Source organism: Streptomyces canus (genome assembly GCF_041435015.1).
GTDB lineage: Bacteria > Actinomycetota > Actinomycetes > Streptomycetales > Streptomycetaceae > Streptomyces > Streptomyces canus_G.
On the sequence record NZ_CP107989.1, the window covers coordinates 5,174,852 to 5,191,719 of the forward strand.

Consider the following 16,868-nt stretch of genomic DNA (forward strand, 5'->3'; position numbering starts at 1 on the left):
AAGGACGGTTCCCCGTGACGGAGGCAGCAGAGCTCCCCCCTGCGCCCGAGCAGGCACGTGAGGTGTTCGGCGATCGCTTCGACGACGCGGTTCGCTACGCGGAGCTGCTCGCCGAGGCGGGGGTGCAGCGCGGTCTCATCGGCCCGCGTGAAGTGCCCCGCCTCTGGGAGCGGCATCTGCTGAACTGCGCGGTGCTCTCGGAGGTGGTTCCCGAGGGTGTGACGGTGTGCGACGTCGGCTCCGGCGCCGGTCTGCCCGGCATTCCCCTGGCGCTCGTACGCGAGGATCTGAAGATCACGCTGCTGGAGCCGCTGCTGCGGCGCACCACCTTCCTGACCGAGGTCGTGGAGCTGCTGGGCCTGGACCATGTGACGGTCGTGCGTGGCCGTGCCGAGGAGGTCATGGGCAAGCTGACCCCCGTACATGTGGTGACAGCGCGGGCAGTGGCCCCGCTCGACCGACTTGCGACGTGGGGTGTCCCGCTACTGCGTCCCTACGGCGAGATGCTCGCGCTCAAGGGCGACACCGCAGAGGAGGAGCTCAAGGCGGCAGGTACGGCCCTGAGCAAGCTCGGCGCCGTGGAGACCTCCATCCTGCATGTGGGTGAGGGCGTGGTCGACCCGTTGTCCACGGTGGTGAGGGTCGAGGTCGGGGAGAGTCCCGGCGGTGTGCGTTTCGCGGCCAAGCGCGCCAAGGCGGCCCGCACCGGCCGCACGCGTCGACGTCGCTGAACCGCCCTGACCACGAGACGTACTCCACACAAGCTGCCAAACCTATGCATGCCGGAGTGTCGCGGCAGAACGGGCACGGTCGCCCTGCATCGTGTTTCACGTGAAACGTCGCTCACTGCTGCACGGCATCATCAGCCGGGGCCGCGCCGCGGCCGAACCCCGTGACCGAAAGCCTCTCGGGTCACTCGGAGAGGTAACGGAGTTGTCCACAGAGGTGGATTTCTCCACAGAACAACAGGCCTCACTGGTTCACGACCCCGAAGGCATGGGAGGCTCTGTTCATTGCGAGCCTGAAGTCGAGGAGAGTGAATCCTTGCGGTCCGACGCCAACATCGCGGGACCGATGACCGATCCGGTCCCCGGTCCCCGAACCGAGTCGATGGGGGAGGATGTTTCACGTGAAACACCGCCCCCGATGGACGACACTCCGATCGGTCGTGCTGCCCAACTGGCGGTAGAGGCTTTGGGCCGTGCCGGCGAGGGCCTGCCACGGCCCGAGCAGACCCGGATCATGGTCGTCGCCAACCAGAAGGGCGGAGTGGGCAAGACGACGACGACCGTCAATCTTGCCGCTTCGCTCGCTCTGCACGGCGGCCGTGTCCTGGTCATCGACCTCGACCCCCAGGGCAACGCGTCCACGGCGCTGGGTATAGACCATCACGCGGAAGTGCCGTCCATCTACGACGTCCTGGTCGAGAGCAGGCCGCTGGCCGAGGTCGTCCAGCCGGTCCCCGATGTCGAAGGTCTCTTCTGTGCCCCCGCCACCATCGATCTCGCCGGTGCGGAGATCGAGCTGGTGTCCCTGGTGGCCCGGGAGAGCCGACTGCAACGGGCGATCCAGGCGTACGAGCAGCCACTGGACTACATCCTCATCGACTGCCCGCCCTCGCTCGGCCTGTTGACGGTCAACGCGCTGGTGGCTGGTGCGGAGGTCCTCATCCCGATCCAGTGCGAGTACTACGCGCTGGAAGGCTTGGGCCAGCTGTTGCGCAACGTCGACCTGGTGCGGGGCCACCTCAACCCCACCTTGCACGTATCGACCATCCTGCTCACCATGTACGACGGCCGGACGCGCCTTGCGTCCCAGGTCGCCGACGAGGTGCGCACCCACTTCGGCGACGAGGTACTACGGACGAGCATTCCTCGCTCGGTCCGTATCTCCGAGGCGCCGAGCTATGGGCAGACAGTGCTGACGTACGATCCCGGATCGAGCGGCGCCCTGTCCTACCTTGAGGCGGCGCGAGAGATCGCGTTGAAGGGAGTCGGCGTCAGCTATGACCCGACTCAGGCGCACATCGGCGCACAGAGCAACCCGAGCATGGTGGAGGGGATCCAGTGAGCGAGCGACGGAGGGGTTTGGGCCGTGGGCTCGGCGCATTGATCCCCGCTGCCCCGACAGAGAAGACGCCGACCCCGGCGGCGATGGGGGGCGCTGGTTCCGCCTCCCCGACGGCCCTCCCGGTTCTGGCGACCGACCGCGGGGTGGCCGCGGCGAAGGTGGCCACGCTGCCACCGGTTTCACATGAAACCGAGGAGTCGTCGGTCAACGGCTATGCGGAGACGCCCGCGCCCCCCATGGGCGCCCACTTCGCGGAGCTCCCCCTCGACTCCATCACGCCGAACTCGCGCCAGCCGCGTGAGGTCTTCGACGAGGACGCCCTTCAGGAACTGGTCACCTCCATCCAGGAGGTCGGTCTCCTCCAGCCGGTCGTTGTGCGGCAGTTGGGTCCTGCCCGCTACGAGCTCATCATGGGCGAGCGGCGCTGGAGGGCATGCCGTGAGGCGGGCCTGGAGGCGATCCCGGCGATCGTGCGGGCCACCGACGACGACAAGCTTCTCCTGGACGCGCTCCTGGAGAACCTGCACCGTGCTCAGCTGAACCCGCTGGAAGAGGCAGCCGCCTACGATCAGTTGTTGAAGGACTTCAACTGCACGCACGACCAGTTGGCGGATCGTATCGGCCGGTCCCGCCCGCAGGTCTCCAACACACTGCGTCTGCTGAAGCTCTCACCCGCGGTCCAGCGACGGGTGGCCGCCGGGGTTCTCTCCGCCGGACATGCCCGGGCGCTGCTCTCCGTCGACGACTCGGAGGAACAGGACCGGCTGGCCCACCGGATCGTGGCCGAGGGCCTCTCGGTGCGTGCCGTCGAGGAGATCGTGACGCTCATGGGGTCGCGGCCGCAGACCGCCCAGCGCTCCAAGGGGCCGCGTGCCGGCGCCCGAGTTTCCCCGGCGCTGAGCGACCTCGCGACCCGTCTCTCGGACCGCTTCGAGACACGGGTGAAGGTCGACCTGGGACAGAAGAAGGGCAAGATCACGGTCGAGTTCGCCTCGATGGAGGACCTCGAGCGCATTCTCAGCTCCCTCGCCCCGGGTGAAGGACCGGTTCTGCAGAAGAGCCTGCTGGACGGTGAGGCCGAGGAGACGGAAGCCTGAGCCATGCCTCGCGGCAGTGCCCGGGCGGGGCATGAAGAGCGGGCCGTGTCCGGTGTGTACCGGACACGGCCCGCTCTTTGCTTTCAGGCGGTATCGATGGAATCGCTGTGTGGATACGATGCGAATGGGTGCGGCACATCCACCCGGCAGTACCTCTGAGGAGAGGCAGGGGCCATGCGAACGATGAGCCGAAGCGGACTGGTGAGCGCGGGTCTGGGACTGGGGGCGGTCGGCGGATTCGTCGGCAGCCTGCTCAGGGAACGGAGCGCTCTGACGGCCGCCCGCGACGCGGCGGGCGAAGGAAGCGAGGATCAGCCTTCATGGGGCGTCGGCTCGTACCGCTCACGCTGGACAACCTTCCGGACCTCCCCCGGCGTTGCCGCTCGTGTGTCTTCTGGGAGTTGGACCCCGTCAGCGGAGAAGCCGCGATAAAGGCGGGAACACCCGCTCTGGAAAAGGAAGCCTGGATCTCCGCCGTTCTCCTCGACTGGGGATCGTGCGGTCGAGTCGTCTACGTCGACGACGTACCGGTCGGCTTCGTCCTCTACGCGCCTCCCGCGTACGTTCCTCGCTCGACGGCGTTTCCCACGAGCCCCGTCTCTCCGGACGCTGTCCAGTTGATGACGTCGTTCATCATGCCGGGCTATCAGGGACAGGGCCTGGGCCGCGTGATGGTGCAGACGGTCGCCAAGGATCTGCTGCGGCGGGGCTTCAAGGCCATCGAGGCCTTCGGTGACGCTCGCTGGAAAGAGCCCGCGTGCCTGCTTCCCGCAGACCATCTTCTGGCTGTGGGCTTCAAGACGGTCAGGCACCACCCCGCTTATCCGAGGCTGAGGCTGGAGCTGCGCACCACGCTCTCGTGGAAGGAAGACGTGGAGATGGCACTGGACCGTCTTCTGGGGGCGGTACAGAAGGAACCAGCGCTGCGTCCCCTGTAAAGCGATGGGGCCGGCCCTTTCGGGCCGGCCCCATCGTGTTTCACGTGAAACGTCACTCGGCGATGAAGTCCTCGAGGTCGCGGACGATCGCGGCCTTCGGCTTGGCACCGACGATGGTCTTGGCGACCTCGCCACCCTGGTACACGTTCAGCGTCGGGATGGACATGACGCCGTACTTGGCGGCCGTACCCGGGTTCTCGTCGATGTTCAGCTTGACGATCTCGATCTTGTCGCCGTACTCGGCAGCGATCGCCTCGAGGGACGGCGCGATCTGACGGCACGGTCCGCACCAGGCGGCCCAGAAGTCCACCAGGACGGGCTTGTCGCTCTTCAGGACGTCCTGCTCGAAGGAATCGTCGGTCACATTCTTCAGGGTGCCGGCCACGGCGGGCTCCTTAACTGGGTTGGTGCGGTGGGGCGGGGATGGGGGTCAGACAGCGGTCTTCTCGGGCTCGGCCTTCTCCTCGTCCGCGAGGGCGGCGAGGAAGCGCTCGGCGTCGAGAGCGGCGGAGCAGCCGGTGCCGGCCGCGGTGATCGCCTGTCGGTAGGTGTGGTCGACCACGTCACCGGCGCCGAAGACACCGGTCAGGTTGGTGCGGGTCGAAGGCGCTTCCACCTTCAGGTAGCCCTCACCGTCCAGCTCGAGCTGGCCCTTGAACAGCTCGGTGCGCGGGTCGTGGCCGATCGCGATGAACAGGCCGGTGACCGCCAGGTCCGAGAGTTCGCCGGTCTTGAGGTTGCGCAGCTTCAGGCCCGAGAGCTTCGGGTCGCCCTGGATCTCGGCGACCTCGCTGTCCCACACGAACTTGATCTTCGGGTCGGCGAAGGCGCGCTCCTGCATCGCCTTGGAGGCGCGCAGAGTGTCACGACGGTGGACGATCGTTACGGACTTGGCGAAGCGGGAGAGGAAGGTCGCCTCCTCCATCGCGGTGTCACCACCGCCGATCACGGCGATGTCCTGGTCCTTGAAGAAGAACCCGTCACAGGTGGCGCACCACGAGACACCCCGCCCGGAGAGAGCGTCCTCGTTCGGAAGGCCGAGCTTGCGGTGCTGCGAGCCGGTGGTGACGATCACGGCCTTCGCCCGGTGCACTGTGCCCGAGGTGTCGGTGACGGTCTTGATCTCGCCGGTCAGGTCGACGCTGACGATGTCGTCCGGGACGAGCTCGGCACCGAAGCGCTCGGACTGGGCGCGCATGTTGTCCATGAGCTCGGGGCCCATGATGCCGTCCTGGAAGCCGGGGAAGTTCTCCACCTCGGTGGTGTTCATCAGCGCGCCGCCGGCGGTGACGGCGCCCTCGAACACCAGCGGCTTCAGCGACGCGCGCGCGGTGTAGAGCGCCGCCGTGTAGCCGGCGGGCCCGGAGCCGATGATGATCACGTTACGGACGTCGCTCACGGCTTGGTTCCTCGTCTCTGGACTGCGTCGTCGGACCGGTGGAGCCCACTCAGAACTCTCACCCCACCCAACGGATCCTAAGGGGCGCGCATTCCCGGTGTGTCCGGGCACACGGAGAGGTCACACCGGTACGGATTACCACGCAGGACGGAGACGAAGCGTGAGGGCTCAAGAGCGTGCGTAGGACTGCTCCAGCAGAACCTTCGCGGTGCCCGTCGGTGCGTTCTTCACGCACGACGCATCCATGATGTAGGCGGTGACCCGGGTGCTGTCAGAGGGGTCACGCAGCACGACGAGAAGCGCGGCCGTGCCCTTGTAGACGCCGTCCTCGGTCGCGAGCGGCGAGTCACTGGTGTGGATGCCGTTCTGGATGCACTGAGGAACCTCAGGCGCCACGAAGATGCGGGGATCCTTGGAGCCCGGGACGTTATTCGCGCCCATGCTGGTGTGCGGAGCCCGAGACCCGCCGCCGCTTGCGCTCTTTTCCGTGAGAAGAGTCGAGACCTGCTTCTCGAGCCCGCTGGCGGAGAAGGTGTCGGCGGAGGCGGTCGCCTGTCCGTGTGCCGCGTCGTTCGGCTTGCCGTCGTCCAACGCGGACAGCAGAACGGAGCCGAATCCCAGCGCGGCGACCGTGAAGACGGCGCCGAGGACGGCGACCTTGCGGCGTCCGTTCCTCTTGCGGTCCTTTCGGCCGGGGCCGGTGGTGGCAGTACGGGCATGTCCCGTGGGGCGGGCGGCGGTGGGCGATGTTTCACGTGAAACATGCGCCGTCTCGACCGGTGCCGGTGCGTTCACCACCTCGGGAGCAGTTGCCTGCAGGAGAGCTTCCGCGGCGAGGGCGGCGTCGATCCTGCCGGCGACATCGGCGGGCATCTGTGGTGGACCCGGCAATGTGCCGAGCAGTCCGCGGATCTCCTCCAGTGACGCGTGCACGTCCGCGCAGAGTGCGCACTCGTCCAGATGCCGACGTACATCTGCCGTCCTGGAGGCGGGGAGGAGGCCTTCGGTGAGGTCGGAGATCTCCGCGACGTCCGGGTGCCCCGCTGTGTCTGTCCTGGAAGTCACGCTCGCCCACCTCCGCCCTTCACTGCAGCTGAATCACTTGATCCCGAATCCGGCGGGCCTTCTGACGGAGCGCCCGCTGCGGGTGGGACGGATGTCCCCTGCGTCCGGTTCCGTCCAGCGCCCGCTTCTCTGCCGTCTCCGGCTCTTTCCGGCCGTAGATGAGTGAGAAGGGGGAGCAGTCTGGCTCTGCCGCGGGCGCAGCGGCTCTTGACCGTCCCCGTCGGCACGTCGAGCATGCGGGCGGCTTCGGCGACCGGGTAGCCCTGCATGTCCACCAGGACGAGGGCAGCCCGCTGGTCGGGCGGGAGCGTGCCGAGGGCTTCCAGGAGCTGGCGGTGGAGGTCGTTGCGCTCTGCGGGCGCCGAGGCGGACTCGTGCGGCTCAAGGAGCTGCTCCAGGCGCTCGGTGTCGTCCACGGGAGACGTCTTGCGGGAGGCTGCCTTTCTGGCCCGGTCCAGGCAGGCGTTGATCGTGATCCGGTGCAGCCAGGTCGTGACCGCGGACTGGCCCCGGAACGTGTGCGCCGCCCGGTAGGCGGACACAAGGGCGTCCTGAACGGCGTCCGCGGCTTCCTCGCGGTCTCCGAGCGTGCGGAGGGCGACGGCCCAGAGCCGATCCCGGTGCCGCCGCACGAGCTCACCGAAGGCGTCGGTGTCGCCGTCTACATGAAGGGCCAGGAGGTCCTGATCGCTGGTGCCGCCGTACGCGGTGTCATCTGCCATCGGACCCCCTCCCTCTCCGTGTTAATTGGCGATCTTGATGTCTGCCACTCGACCGCGGTAAGTGCCCTCTTCCGTCAGCGGCAGCTTGGTCAGCCAGATCAGAAGGTAGCGGGACTTCACGGCCTTGTCCGGCTTGAGCGGGACTCCGGTACCGGAGCCCTCCGCGACCTTCGTGTAGGCGTCGAAGCTCGTGGGCCTGGAGCTCGCGTCGCTTGAGGCGGCGCGCAGTTCCACGGACGTGTTGCCCATGAACGTGACGGTGACCTTCCCCATGTCCTGGACCTTGCCGAGGTCGAGGATTATCCCGAGGCCAGGCTTGAGGTTTCCGAAGTCGGCGCCCTTGTAGAAGTCCGTCTGCCAGTACGACGAGGTGTCGTTGTCGTAGGCCTTCTTTATGTCGGCCGGCTTCTCGGATCCGTCACCGAACGGGTCGAAGTCGAATCCCTTGGCGATGGTGATCGGGACGCCGGCCTTCTTCGTCGGGCTCTTGTCGCCGTCGTCGGTCGTCTGGGTCTGGTTCTCGTCGGACTTGCCGTCCCGGTCCATCAGCGCGTCCGCCAGCTGCCAACTGCCGAGGCCCAGCGCGGCGATGAGGAGGGCCGAGACCGCCCACTTCAGAGCTCGGCCGGTGCGGCTCTGGAGGGGCGGAGGCGGGGCCGGGATCGGCTGAGTGACGCCAGGACGCGGTGCTGGGTGGCCGTACGTGCCCTGTTGGTAGGTCGTGCGCTGGTACTCGGGCGGGGCGGTGAACGTGGGCTCCGGCGGGCGGATGCGGGGCATCTCTCCGATCGCCTTGACCAGTTCCTCGGGTGTGGTGCACGCCGACTCGTGCCGAGAGGCGGTCGCACCGTCGTTGGCGAGCGCCCGCATGGACAGCTCGGACAGCCCACGGTGCACACCCGCCCGCACCTGGTCGGGCGCGATGAGACCGACGTCCTTGGGCAGACCGGCCAGACCGTACGCGTCGTTCTCGTACGGCCACCGCTGGGTGAGCGCCGCATACAGGAGCGCGCCGATCGCCTCCGTGTCGGTGCGCTGTGGAGTCTCCGAACTCGCGCCCCGCAGAGCGGCGTTCACGGCGAGGCCGCGGATGCGCCACTGCCCGCTCGACGTACGCAGGACCGCGTTCGGGTTCAGCCGCAGATGCGCGAGCCCTTCGCGATGGGCCGCGGCCATGGCGGACGCCACCTGACTGACCATCTGGTAGGCGTCGTACACCTCCAGCGGACCCGGAGCGAGGAGCGTGGTCAGCTCGGTCGCGTCGGGCAGCCACTCGTGGACGACGTAGACGAGGTCGTTCTCCTCGACTGCGTCGAGGACCTGGACGAAGCGCGGGTCGCCCAGCAACGCGGACGAACGGGCCGCGGCCAGGACGGAACGCGCCCGCGCATGGTCGGCGGGCAGGATGTGCACGCCGACAGCCCGACGGAGTTTCTCGTCGACGGCACGCCAGCTGCTGAACCCGTCCAGACGGGTGACGCACTCCTCGAGACGGTAGCGTCTGGCGAGCTTGTGGCCGCTGTGCAACTCCGCCGGTGACGCCTTGCCAGGACTCTCGGTCCCGCCACTCCCCTGTGCCTCGACGTCTTCCGTGTCCCGCTCCCGGTTCTTGGCCACGCCGTCGGCCGTGGACTGGTCCGCCTGGGCGGTCAGCGGTTCGTCACCGCTGTTGTCTGCCACGTCGACGGCAGCCGTGCTCCGTTCCGCCACCGTCGTTCCCTGCCTCCCCATACGTTGCGCGCCGTGCGACGCAGAATCCAATTGTGCCCACAGTCCGACGTTATGCACGACACACAGTGGCGGACGATGGTTGTGCGCGTACCCCTGCTTCAGCGCCCCAGACGCCCCCGGACCATGCCGACCAGCGAGTTCAGTTCCTCGATCCGCATCTTGCGAGCGGCGACGAAGAAGATCCCGAGCAGAACCGCTCCACCCGCGATCAGAGCGGCGAACGAACCGACAACTCCCTGGCCGAGCGAGTGACCGATGCCGTAGCAGGTCGCACCGCTCAGCAACGCCGCCGGTACCGAGGCGATGCAGAGCCGGGCGTAGGTCCGCAGGACGCGGTTGCCGTCCAGGTCGCCGCCGAGGCGCTTGCGCAGCCGGTTCCAGGCGACGCCGACACCGATCGCGTAGGCGAGACCATACGACGCAGCCATGCCCGCCACGGCCCAGCGCGGTGGCAGCACCACGTAACACAGCGTCGAGGCGCCAGCGTTGACCGCTGCCACGATGACGGTGTTGTAGAAGGGAGTGCGGGTGTCCTCGTAGGCGTAGAAGGCGCGCAGGACGACGTACTGCACGGAGTAGGGGATCAGGCCAAGGGCGAAGGCCATCAGCATGAAGCCCATGTTCGTGGCCTCGCTGATACCGGACGAGCCGAAGATCAACGTGCACATCGGGATGCCGAGGGCGACGAACCCGAAGGCGATCGGCACGATCGCGACGGCAGTGGTGCGCAGGCCCTGGGAGATGTCGTCACGGACTGCGCCGCCGTCCTCCTCGGCCGCCGAGCGGGCCAGGCGCGGCAGCAGAGCCGCCATCAGGGAGACGGTGATGATGGCCTGGGGCAGGCCCCAGATGAGTTGGGCATTGGCGTAGGCGGCGAAGCCGGTGCCGTCGACCGGGGAGTCCTTGCCCGCCGCAGTGGACAGCTGCGAGACGACGATCGCGCCGGCCTGGTTGGCCAGGACGAACAGGACGGTCCATTTGGCGAGCGTCACGGCCTTGCCGAGGCCGTGGCCCCGCCAGTCGAAGCGCAGCCTCATCCGGAAGCCGGTCTCGCGGAGGTACGGGATCATCGCCAGAGCCTGGACCGTGAGGCCGAGCAGGACGCCGATGCCCAGGAGTCGCTGCCCCTCCGGCGGAATGTTCGTGACCTTCATGCCGGAGTCGGCCGCGGTGCCGTAGACCCACATGAACATGCCGAGCGTCACGATGATGACGATGTTGTTCAGGACCGGGGTCCACATCATCGCGCCGAACTTGCCACGCGCGTTGAGGATCTGCCCCATCACCACGTGGATACCCATGAAGAAGATCGACGGCAGGAAGTAGCGGACGAAGGTGATGCCGACCTCGTTGGCCGCCGGATCGCCGGCCACCGAGTCGGACAGCAGCCGGATCAGGAACGGGGCACCGAGGACCGCGAGCCCGGTGAGTACGCCGAGCGCCACCATCACCAGGGTCAACAGCCGGTTGGCGTACGCCTCGCCACCGTCCTCGTCCTCCTTCATGGCACGCACGAGCTGCGGCACGAACACTGAGTTGAGGCCGCCGCCGACGGTCAGGATGTAGATCATCGTCGGCAGCTGGTAGGCGACCTGGAAGGTGTCACCGAGCAGACCGACACCCAGCGCCGACACGATCAACGCCGAGCGAACGAAGCCGGTGAGACGCGAGACCATCGTGCCGGCCGCCATCACGGCGCTCGACTTCAGCAGGCCCCCGGCCTTCCCCTCCTTCTTCACGGGAGCAGGGGAGGCCTGCGCTGTCGCAGCAGGCGCGGTACCAAGATTCATGGTCTCGTCGGCCGAGGGAGCCGGGGCCGCGGGTGCCTGGAACTGCTGTGCGCGCGATGACGGCCCACCCGGGGCAGGCGTCGGCCCCGGCACCGACGGGGGATCCGTCGGACGACCGCCACCCTGCTGCTGGTCGCGGAAGAGATGGGCGAAGGCGTCCGGCTCGTGGCGTTCCTCACCGGCCTGACTCATCAGGTCGTCGACCCCCACGAACTGAGTGGTCCGAGGGTTGTCGCCGTACGGCAGATATTGCGTCGGACCCTCCGGCTCGGGCGCCGGGGTCTGTGCCCACACGTGCGGGTCGGGGGCGTAGGGGGACTGGGGCGGCTGGGAGTACAGGGGCTGCTGCGGCTGATGAGTGCCGGGCGGCGGCGGGGGATGCGCGGCGCGGTCGTAGAGGGCCTCGGCGACCGGGTCCTGGGCATAGAGGTCCTGGGCCCGGTAAGGGTCCTGGTCGTACGCGTCCTGGAGATACATGTCCGCGGGAGCCTGCGGCGGCACCTGGTCATGCTCGGGCGGCGGCCCCTCGGGGTGACCCGAGTTGTCCGCGCCCTGACCGCGATCACCGTCGTACGGCGCGTTCATGGTTACCCCACCTCATCGTCCCGGGCCCACCGGCCACGACATCCTCAACGGTCCACTCTCTCACCCGTGCCGGACGGGTCGGCGCTTTCCGTTGCGGTGTCCGCTGTCAGGTCACTCGGCTGCTCCGGGTCGCCTGCCCCGGTGCCGGTGCCGGACTCCTCCTTGAGACGGTCCTCGGGGCCCCCGGGGTTCTCCGGACCGTCCACGGTTTCGGCCGCCTCGTCGTCGGGCCCGTTCTGCTCGGCCGCACGGGCGGCCGCCCGCTTGCGCTGGGTGTACATCCGGAAGCCTGCCAGAACCAGCAGCAGGACACCGCCGCCGATGACCAGCATCACCGTGGCCGTGAACTCGGTGACCTTCACGTCGAACTTGACGGCGTCGCCGTACGGCTGGCCGTCCTCCGTGTACAGCTGGGCGATCACCGAGGCCTTGCCGTTGGCGTTGGCCGTCGTGGTGAACTTCACCGTCTGACTGTGGCCGCCCGAGACCTCTACCGGCTGCTCGTAGTAGGAGGAGCCGCCGATCTCGAGCCGGTTCGGGCTCAGCGAGGTCAGCCGCAGCCTCAGATGCTCCACACCCTGAACCAGGTTGTTCTGGACCGTCACGGGGATCGTGGCGCTGCGGCCGGAGAGCTTGGTCTCCGACTTGTCGATCAGACTGACCTGGGAGATCAGTTCGTCGAGGTAGGCCTCGACGTCGTTGCGGAAGCCGCTCGCCTCGATGACGCGGCCCCGCCACGACGTGGACATCTCGCGGTTCACGGCCCGTCCGAAGGGGGTCACGACGCGGGACTGGTCGGAAAGGATCACCTTGAAGTTGTCGAGCTTGTTCTGTGTGCTGGCGATCTGCTGGAAGGCCGACTTCGGCAGCTCCTGCTTGCGCAGCGAGGAGGGGTAGGCGGACGCCGCGGGCACCCTGGTGGTGGCCTCGGGGTCGGGCTTGGCCGCGGCCGCCGCGGTGAGCTTCTGCGTCTGGGACCAGTTCCCGCCCTGCAAAGCGGTGATCGCTTCGGCCATGGCGTCGGCCTGGCTCGCCGTGGGCATGCGCTGAGGGGCGACGACGACGCTGCGCTGCTTGTCCGTCTGGAGGTCGAGAGCAAGGCTCTGGGCGAGGAACCGCTGGACGGCGAGTGAGGCGGATGAGGCCCTCGTGAGATCACCCTGGAACGCCGTCGACAGCCGTGCGTCCGCGACGACCGCCGTGGTCCCGCCGCCGATGGGTCGGGCCGCGGAAGGCGTGTACGACAGTCCGGCGGTCTCCTGGAGACTGTCGCTGCGGGCGATCACCTTGTCGGCCCCGGCGGAGGTGGCGACCTTGACGATCGACGGGTCCACCGCGCCGTTCACCGGCCAGGCGAAGTCGGTGCTCGGTGTCACGTGGAGCACGGTCCTCACCGTGGTGGCCGCGACGTCGGTGGCTTCGTCGAGGTGGCTGAGAGAGCCGGTGACGCTCGTGCCGTTGTGGGCCAGCGAGGCGAGGTCGGGGTCGGCGAAGGGAAGCGCGACGACCTCCTTGTCCTCCACCGCCGTCTGCAGCCTGGCCAGCCACTGCTTGGCGAGTGCCTGGTGGGTGCCCGCGGTGGTGGTGTCACCCTCGCCCTGGATTCGGTAGCTGCGAGTCATCGCGTCGACGGACGCCAGCAGGTCCGGGTCGATCACCCAGGTGACGTCCAGGTTCTCACCGAGCGACAGCATCTGGTCCAGCCGGCCGCCCGCCGAGATCTCCTCGGCGAGGTCGTCGTTGAGGAAGACCGGCGTCTGCTGTGCGTTCGAGCCGGTCTCCGCCGTCATGTGCACAGTGGAGATCAGTGGCCACAGGAAGGTGGTCTTCGTCTTCGTGTCCACTTCGTCGGACTGCCAGGGCAGGAAGGTCCGCTGGATGCCGAGCGTCCGGTCCCACGGCTGCGCGGAGGTCTTGCCCGAGAGGGAGACGGCGAACTGGTAGACGCCGGCGTCGCCGAGGTCCAGCTCGTCGACCGGCACGGAGATGGAGAACGGCTCGGCCACCCCGGGGGTCAGCTTCGCGAACTTCGCCACATACTTGCCGCCGACCTCGGATCCCGCGGCGCCCTGGAGCGAGTCCTTGTCTTCGGTGACGGTGTCGATCGACGAGCGGGTGTTCAGCTCCGGGCCCACCTGCAGTCCCACGTGGGCGGCCGTGACGGCCTGCTTGCCGTTGTTGGTCACCGTCCCCGACACGGTGAGCGTGTCACCGTCCGTAGGCACGCTGGGGCTGAGTGTGTCGACCGCGACGGACACCGATCCGGAGTCGTCGGCGGCCTGAGCGGGCGCCGCGGTGGTCAGCTGGCACAGTCCGGCCAGCAGAGGAGCCCCTGCGAGCAGCGCCCCGGCGCGCCGCAGCCAGCGGCGGGCAGGTGAGGGACTCGTCCCCTGGAAGTCTGCCGCCTCGGCCACGCGCTCGCCCGTCCCTCGTCGTCGTCAGTGGTCGTCGGAATGTGCGTCCACGCATGGTAACGATGCGCGCTGAGGGGAAGTGCCGCGGACTGCTCCACAAGATCGCAGGACACTACCGCACTGTCCTGAATGTGCACGTATAAAGGGGAGCGTGCCCGTGAGTCTCCGGAGCAGACCTTGTGCAGGTCTGGATGGCGACTCCGTGCACGTTTAATGGAGGCGCTCGGAGAGGCCCGGGCCACGTACCCTCTTCTGTTGTGCCGAACGCCAACAAAGACAACCTCAGTGCCCCGAACCAGGTGCAGGACCGCGCGGTGAACGAACCGCTCGAGGTCGCCCCTGTCGCCGACGACCTCGCCCGCCGCTTCCAGGAGGCCGGGTTCTCGCTCGCCCTGGTCGGCGGTTCGGTCCGGGACGCACTGCTCGGGCGGCTCGGCAACGACCTGGACTTCACGACCGACGCCCGTCCCCAGGACGTTCTGAAGATCGTTCGGCCTTGGGCGGACGCCGTGTGGGAGGTCGGGATCGCCTTCGGAACCGTGGGGGCGCAAAAGGATGGCTACCAGATCGAGGTGACCACCTACCGGTCCGAGGCGTACGACCGGACCTCGCGCAAGCCCGAGGTGTCGTACGGCGACTCCATCGAGGAGGACCTCGTCCGGCGTGACTTCACCGTGAACGCGATGGCCGTCGCTCTCCCGGAGAAGAAGTTCATCGACCCCCACGGTGGCCTCGACGACCTGGGGGCACGTGTGCTGCGGACGCCAGGTACTCCGGAAGCGTCTTTCTCGGACGACCCGCTGCGGATGATGCGGGCCGCGCGCTTCGCGGCCCAGCTGGACTTCGAGGTGGCGCCCGAGGTGGTCACCGCAATGACGGAGATGTCCGGGCGTCTGGAGATCGTCTCCGCCGAACGGGTGCGGGATGAGCTGAACAAGCTCGTCCTGTCCGCCCATCCCCGCAAGGGCCTGACGCTACTGGTCGATACGGGGCTTGCCGAGCACGTGCTGCCTGAGCTTCCGGCCCTACGTCTGGAGAGCGACGAGCACCACCGGCACAAGGACGTCTACGAGCACACGCTGATCGTCCTGGAGCAGGCCATCGCGCTGGAGAAGGAAGGGTCCGACCTGACCCTCCGCCTGGCCGCACTGCTCCACGACATCGGCAAGCCGCGCACCCGCCGTTTCGAAAAAGACGGCCGGGTCTCCTTCCACCACCACGAAGTGGTCGGTGCGAAGATGACCAAGAAGCGGATGACGGCGCTCAAGTACTCCAACGAGCTGGTGAAGGACGTCTCAAGGCTCGTTGAACTCCATCTGCGGTTCCACGGGTACGGCACCGGAGAGTGGACGGACTCGGCGGTTCGCCGCTATGTGAGGGACGCGGGTCCGCTGCTCGACCGGCTCCATAAGCTCACCCGCTCGGACTGCACCACCCGGAACAAGCGCAAAGCGGCCGCGTTGTCGCGTGCGTACGACGGCCTGGAGGACCGGATCTCCCAGCTTGAGGAGCAGGAGGAGCTGGACTCGATCAGGCCCGACCTCGACGGCAACCAGATCATGGAAATCCTCGGTGTGGGGCCAGGCCCTGCCGTGGGCCGTGCGTACAAGCACATGCTGGAGCTTCGTCTGGAGAACGGGCCGATGGGGCACGACGAAGCGGCGGCTGCGCTCAAGGAGTGGTGGGCCGTGCAGGGCTGAGGCCGTGAAACGGGGTCATGTTTCACGTGAAACATGACCCCTGGCGCATCGAGGGCGGTGTTTCACGTGAAACATCGCCTCTTCATCGTTCCGTTGCCATCCGTCGTTCCTTCGTCATCGCCATGGCGACCGCTGCGTAGAGGCCGGCGACAGTGACCACCAGGGTCACCGAGCGGCCATCCGGCGGCAGGATCAGGGCAGCTACGGCTGCGGCGCCCACGAAGGCGATGTTGAACAGGACGTCGTAGACGGAGAAGATCCGGCCCCGGAATCCGTCATCGACGGAGGACTGCACGATCGTGTCCGTGGCGATCTTCGCGCCCTGGGTGATCAGGCCCAGGACGAACGCCGCGATGAGTATCGGGGCGGTGGCGAAGGGGAGTCCGAGAGCGGGCTCCAGGACTGCGGCGGCCGCCGCACACACGGCGATCCAGCGCTCTGGTCCGAGTTTTCCTGCGGTCCAAGGGGTGATGACCGCGGCGACGAAGAAGCCGGCACCGGAGATTCCCACTGCCAGCCCCAGCAGAGCGAGTCCGTCGGCCGGATCGGACGTCAGGGCGTACCGGCAGAGCATCAGGACCATGACGAGCAGGGCGCCGTAGCAGAACCGCATGAGTGACATCGCGCCGAGCGCCCGGGCGGCCGACCGACGAGTGGGTGCGGCCAGGTGCCGTATGCCGGCGACCAGGTCGCGGGCCGTTCCGGCGAGAGCCGTACCGAGGTGGGGCTTGATCAACCCACGGTCGGGGCCAAGTAGTTCGGGTGGTATGCGCAGTGCGGCGAGCGCGCCGCACAGGTACAGCCCCGCTCCCAGCAGCACCACGACCGCGTCGGAGTCGGCGACCACTAGTCGTACGACGAAAGCGAGGCCGCCGCCCGCGGTCGCGGCGAGAGTTCCGGCCGTCGGGGAGAGGGAGTTGGCGATCACCAGCCGGTCCTCGTCCACGACACGGGGCAGTGCGGCGGACAGGCCGGACAGTACGAAGCGGTTGACGGCGGTGACGCACAGGGCGGAGACGTAGAAGAGCCAGTCCGGGACGTGGCTGAGCATCAGGACTGCCGTCACCGAAGCCAGCAGGGCTCGCAAAAGGTTGCCGTAGAGGAAGACCTCACGACGGCGCCAGCGGTCCAGGAGGGCGCCGGCGAAGGGGCCCACCAGGGAGTAAGGGAGCAGCAGGACCGCCATCGCGGAGGCGATCGCCGTGGCCGAGGTTTGCTTCTCAGGGGAGAAGACGACGTAGGCGGCGAGCGCGATCTGGTAGACACCGTCCGCGCCCTGGGAGAGCAGGCGCACGAAGAGCAGACGCCGGAAGTCCCGGAAGCGCAGCAGGACCCGTAGGTCACGCACGACGGACAT

The 16,868-nt window shown here is 68.0% G+C and carries 13 protein-coding genes; 5 read left to right on the forward strand and 8 right to left on the reverse strand.

Translation table 11 applies throughout. From position 1 onward, the window contains the following. The first annotated feature begins 14 nt into the window (after positions 1-14). The 4 genes from rsmG to OG841_RS23535 all read left to right on the forward strand — a co-directional run bounded on the left by rsmG (position 15) and on the right by OG841_RS23535 (position 4,105). Positions 15-731, forward strand: a complete 717-nt coding sequence (gene rsmG, locus OG841_RS23520; RefSeq protein ID WP_069759539.1) for a 16S rRNA (guanine(527)-N(7))-methyltransferase RsmG — start codon at positions 15-17, stop codon at positions 729-731. Positions 732-996: 265 nt separating this feature from the next. Beyond that, positions 997-2,070 carry a ParA family protein gene (locus OG841_RS23525; RefSeq protein WP_078935937.1) on the forward strand — a complete coding sequence of 358 codons (1,074 nt, stop codon included), beginning with the start codon at positions 997-999 and terminating at the stop codon, positions 2,068-2,070. After that, complete coding sequence (locus OG841_RS23530; protein ID WP_328639684.1) at positions 2,067-3,167, forward strand: ParB/RepB/Spo0J family partition protein; 1,101 nt, start codon at positions 2,067-2,069, stop codon at positions 3,165-3,167. Before OG841_RS23525 ends, OG841_RS23530 begins: the two co-directional genes overlap by 4 nt. Positions 3,168-3,487: 320 nt before the next feature. Further along, positions 3,488-4,105 (forward strand): GNAT family N-acetyltransferase, encoded by a 618-nt coding sequence (locus tag OG841_RS23535; protein ID WP_365116441.1) that lies wholly within the window; start codon positions 3,488-3,490, stop codon positions 4,103-4,105. 52 nt (positions 4,106-4,157) lie between these two features. On the opposite strand, the gene trxA is transcribed toward OG841_RS23535, so the two are convergent. The 7 genes from trxA to OG841_RS23570 all read right to left on the reverse strand — a co-directional run bounded on the left by trxA (position 4,158) and on the right by OG841_RS23570 (position 13,811). Then, on the reverse strand, positions 4,158-4,490 hold the full coding sequence (trxA, locus tag OG841_RS23540; RefSeq protein WP_007383275.1) for a thioredoxin: 333 nt from the start codon (positions 4,488-4,490) through the stop codon (positions 4,158-4,160). 45 nt (positions 4,491-4,535) lie between these two features. Continuing rightward, positions 4,536-5,504, reverse strand: coding sequence for a thioredoxin-disulfide reductase (gene trxB, locus OG841_RS23545; protein WP_328639682.1), 969 nt, complete (start codon positions 5,502-5,504; stop codon positions 4,536-4,538). A 168-nt stretch (positions 5,505-5,672) separates the two neighbouring features. After that, positions 5,673-6,569: an anti-sigma factor family protein gene (locus OG841_RS23550; protein WP_328639681.1), complete on the reverse strand. Its 897-nt coding sequence runs from the start codon at positions 6,567-6,569 to the stop codon at positions 5,673-5,675. After that, complete coding sequence (gene sigM / locus OG841_RS23555) at positions 6,566-7,291, reverse strand: RNA polymerase sigma factor SigM (RefSeq protein ID WP_328639680.1); 726 nt, start codon at positions 7,289-7,291, stop codon at positions 6,566-6,568. Before sigM ends, OG841_RS23550 begins: the two co-directional genes overlap by 4 nt. A 21-nt stretch (positions 7,292-7,312) precedes the next feature. Further along, positions 7,313-9,001, reverse strand: coding sequence for a protein kinase family protein (locus tag OG841_RS23560; RefSeq protein ID WP_365116435.1), 1,689 nt, complete (start codon positions 8,999-9,001; stop codon positions 7,313-7,315). Between the two features lie 119 nt (positions 9,002-9,120). Continuing rightward, positions 9,121-11,397 (reverse strand): murein biosynthesis integral membrane protein MurJ, encoded by a 2,277-nt coding sequence (murJ, locus tag OG841_RS23565; protein ID WP_365116432.1) that lies wholly within the window; start codon positions 11,395-11,397, stop codon positions 9,121-9,123. 44 nt (positions 11,398-11,441) lie between these two features. Then, positions 11,442-13,811, reverse strand: coding sequence for a DUF6049 family protein (locus OG841_RS23570; RefSeq protein ID WP_328639677.1), 2,370 nt, complete (start codon positions 13,809-13,811; stop codon positions 11,442-11,444). Positions 13,812-14,068: 257 nt separating this feature from the next. Between OG841_RS23570 and OG841_RS23575 the strand changes: the two genes are divergently transcribed. Beyond that, positions 14,069-15,511 (forward strand): CCA tRNA nucleotidyltransferase, encoded by a 1,443-nt coding sequence (locus tag OG841_RS23575; protein WP_328639676.1) that lies wholly within the window; start codon positions 14,069-14,071, stop codon positions 15,509-15,511. 82 nt (positions 15,512-15,593) lie between these two features. Here OG841_RS23575 and OG841_RS23580 read toward each other — a convergent pair whose 3' ends face one another. Next, positions 15,594-16,868 carry an MFS transporter gene (locus tag OG841_RS23580; protein ID WP_328639675.1) on the reverse strand — a complete coding sequence of 425 codons (1,275 nt, stop codon included), beginning with the start codon at positions 16,866-16,868 and terminating at the stop codon, positions 15,594-15,596.

What these genes read in the sequence shown, in the direction of transcription:
- OG841_RS23525 (WP_078935937.1), top strand. Translation starts at nt 997, where the DNA reads ATGGGAGGCTCTGTTCATTGCGAGCCTGAAGTCGAGGAGAGTGAATCC.
- OG841_RS23535 (WP_365116441.1), top strand. Translation starts at nt 3,488, where the DNA reads ATGGGGCGTCGGCTCGTACCGCTCACGCTGGACAACCTTCCGGACCTC.
- sigM (WP_328639680.1), bottom strand. Translation starts at nt 7,291, where the DNA reads ATGGCAGATGACACCGCGTACGGCGGCACCAGCGATCAGGACCTCCTG.
- murJ (WP_365116432.1), bottom strand. Translation starts at nt 11,397, where the DNA reads ATGAACGCGCCGTACGACGGTGATCGCGGTCAGGGCGCGGACAACTCG.
- OG841_RS23580 (WP_328639675.1), bottom strand. Translation starts at nt 16,868, where the DNA reads ATGTCCGTCGTGCGTGACCTACGGGTCCTGCTGCGCTTCCGGGACTTC.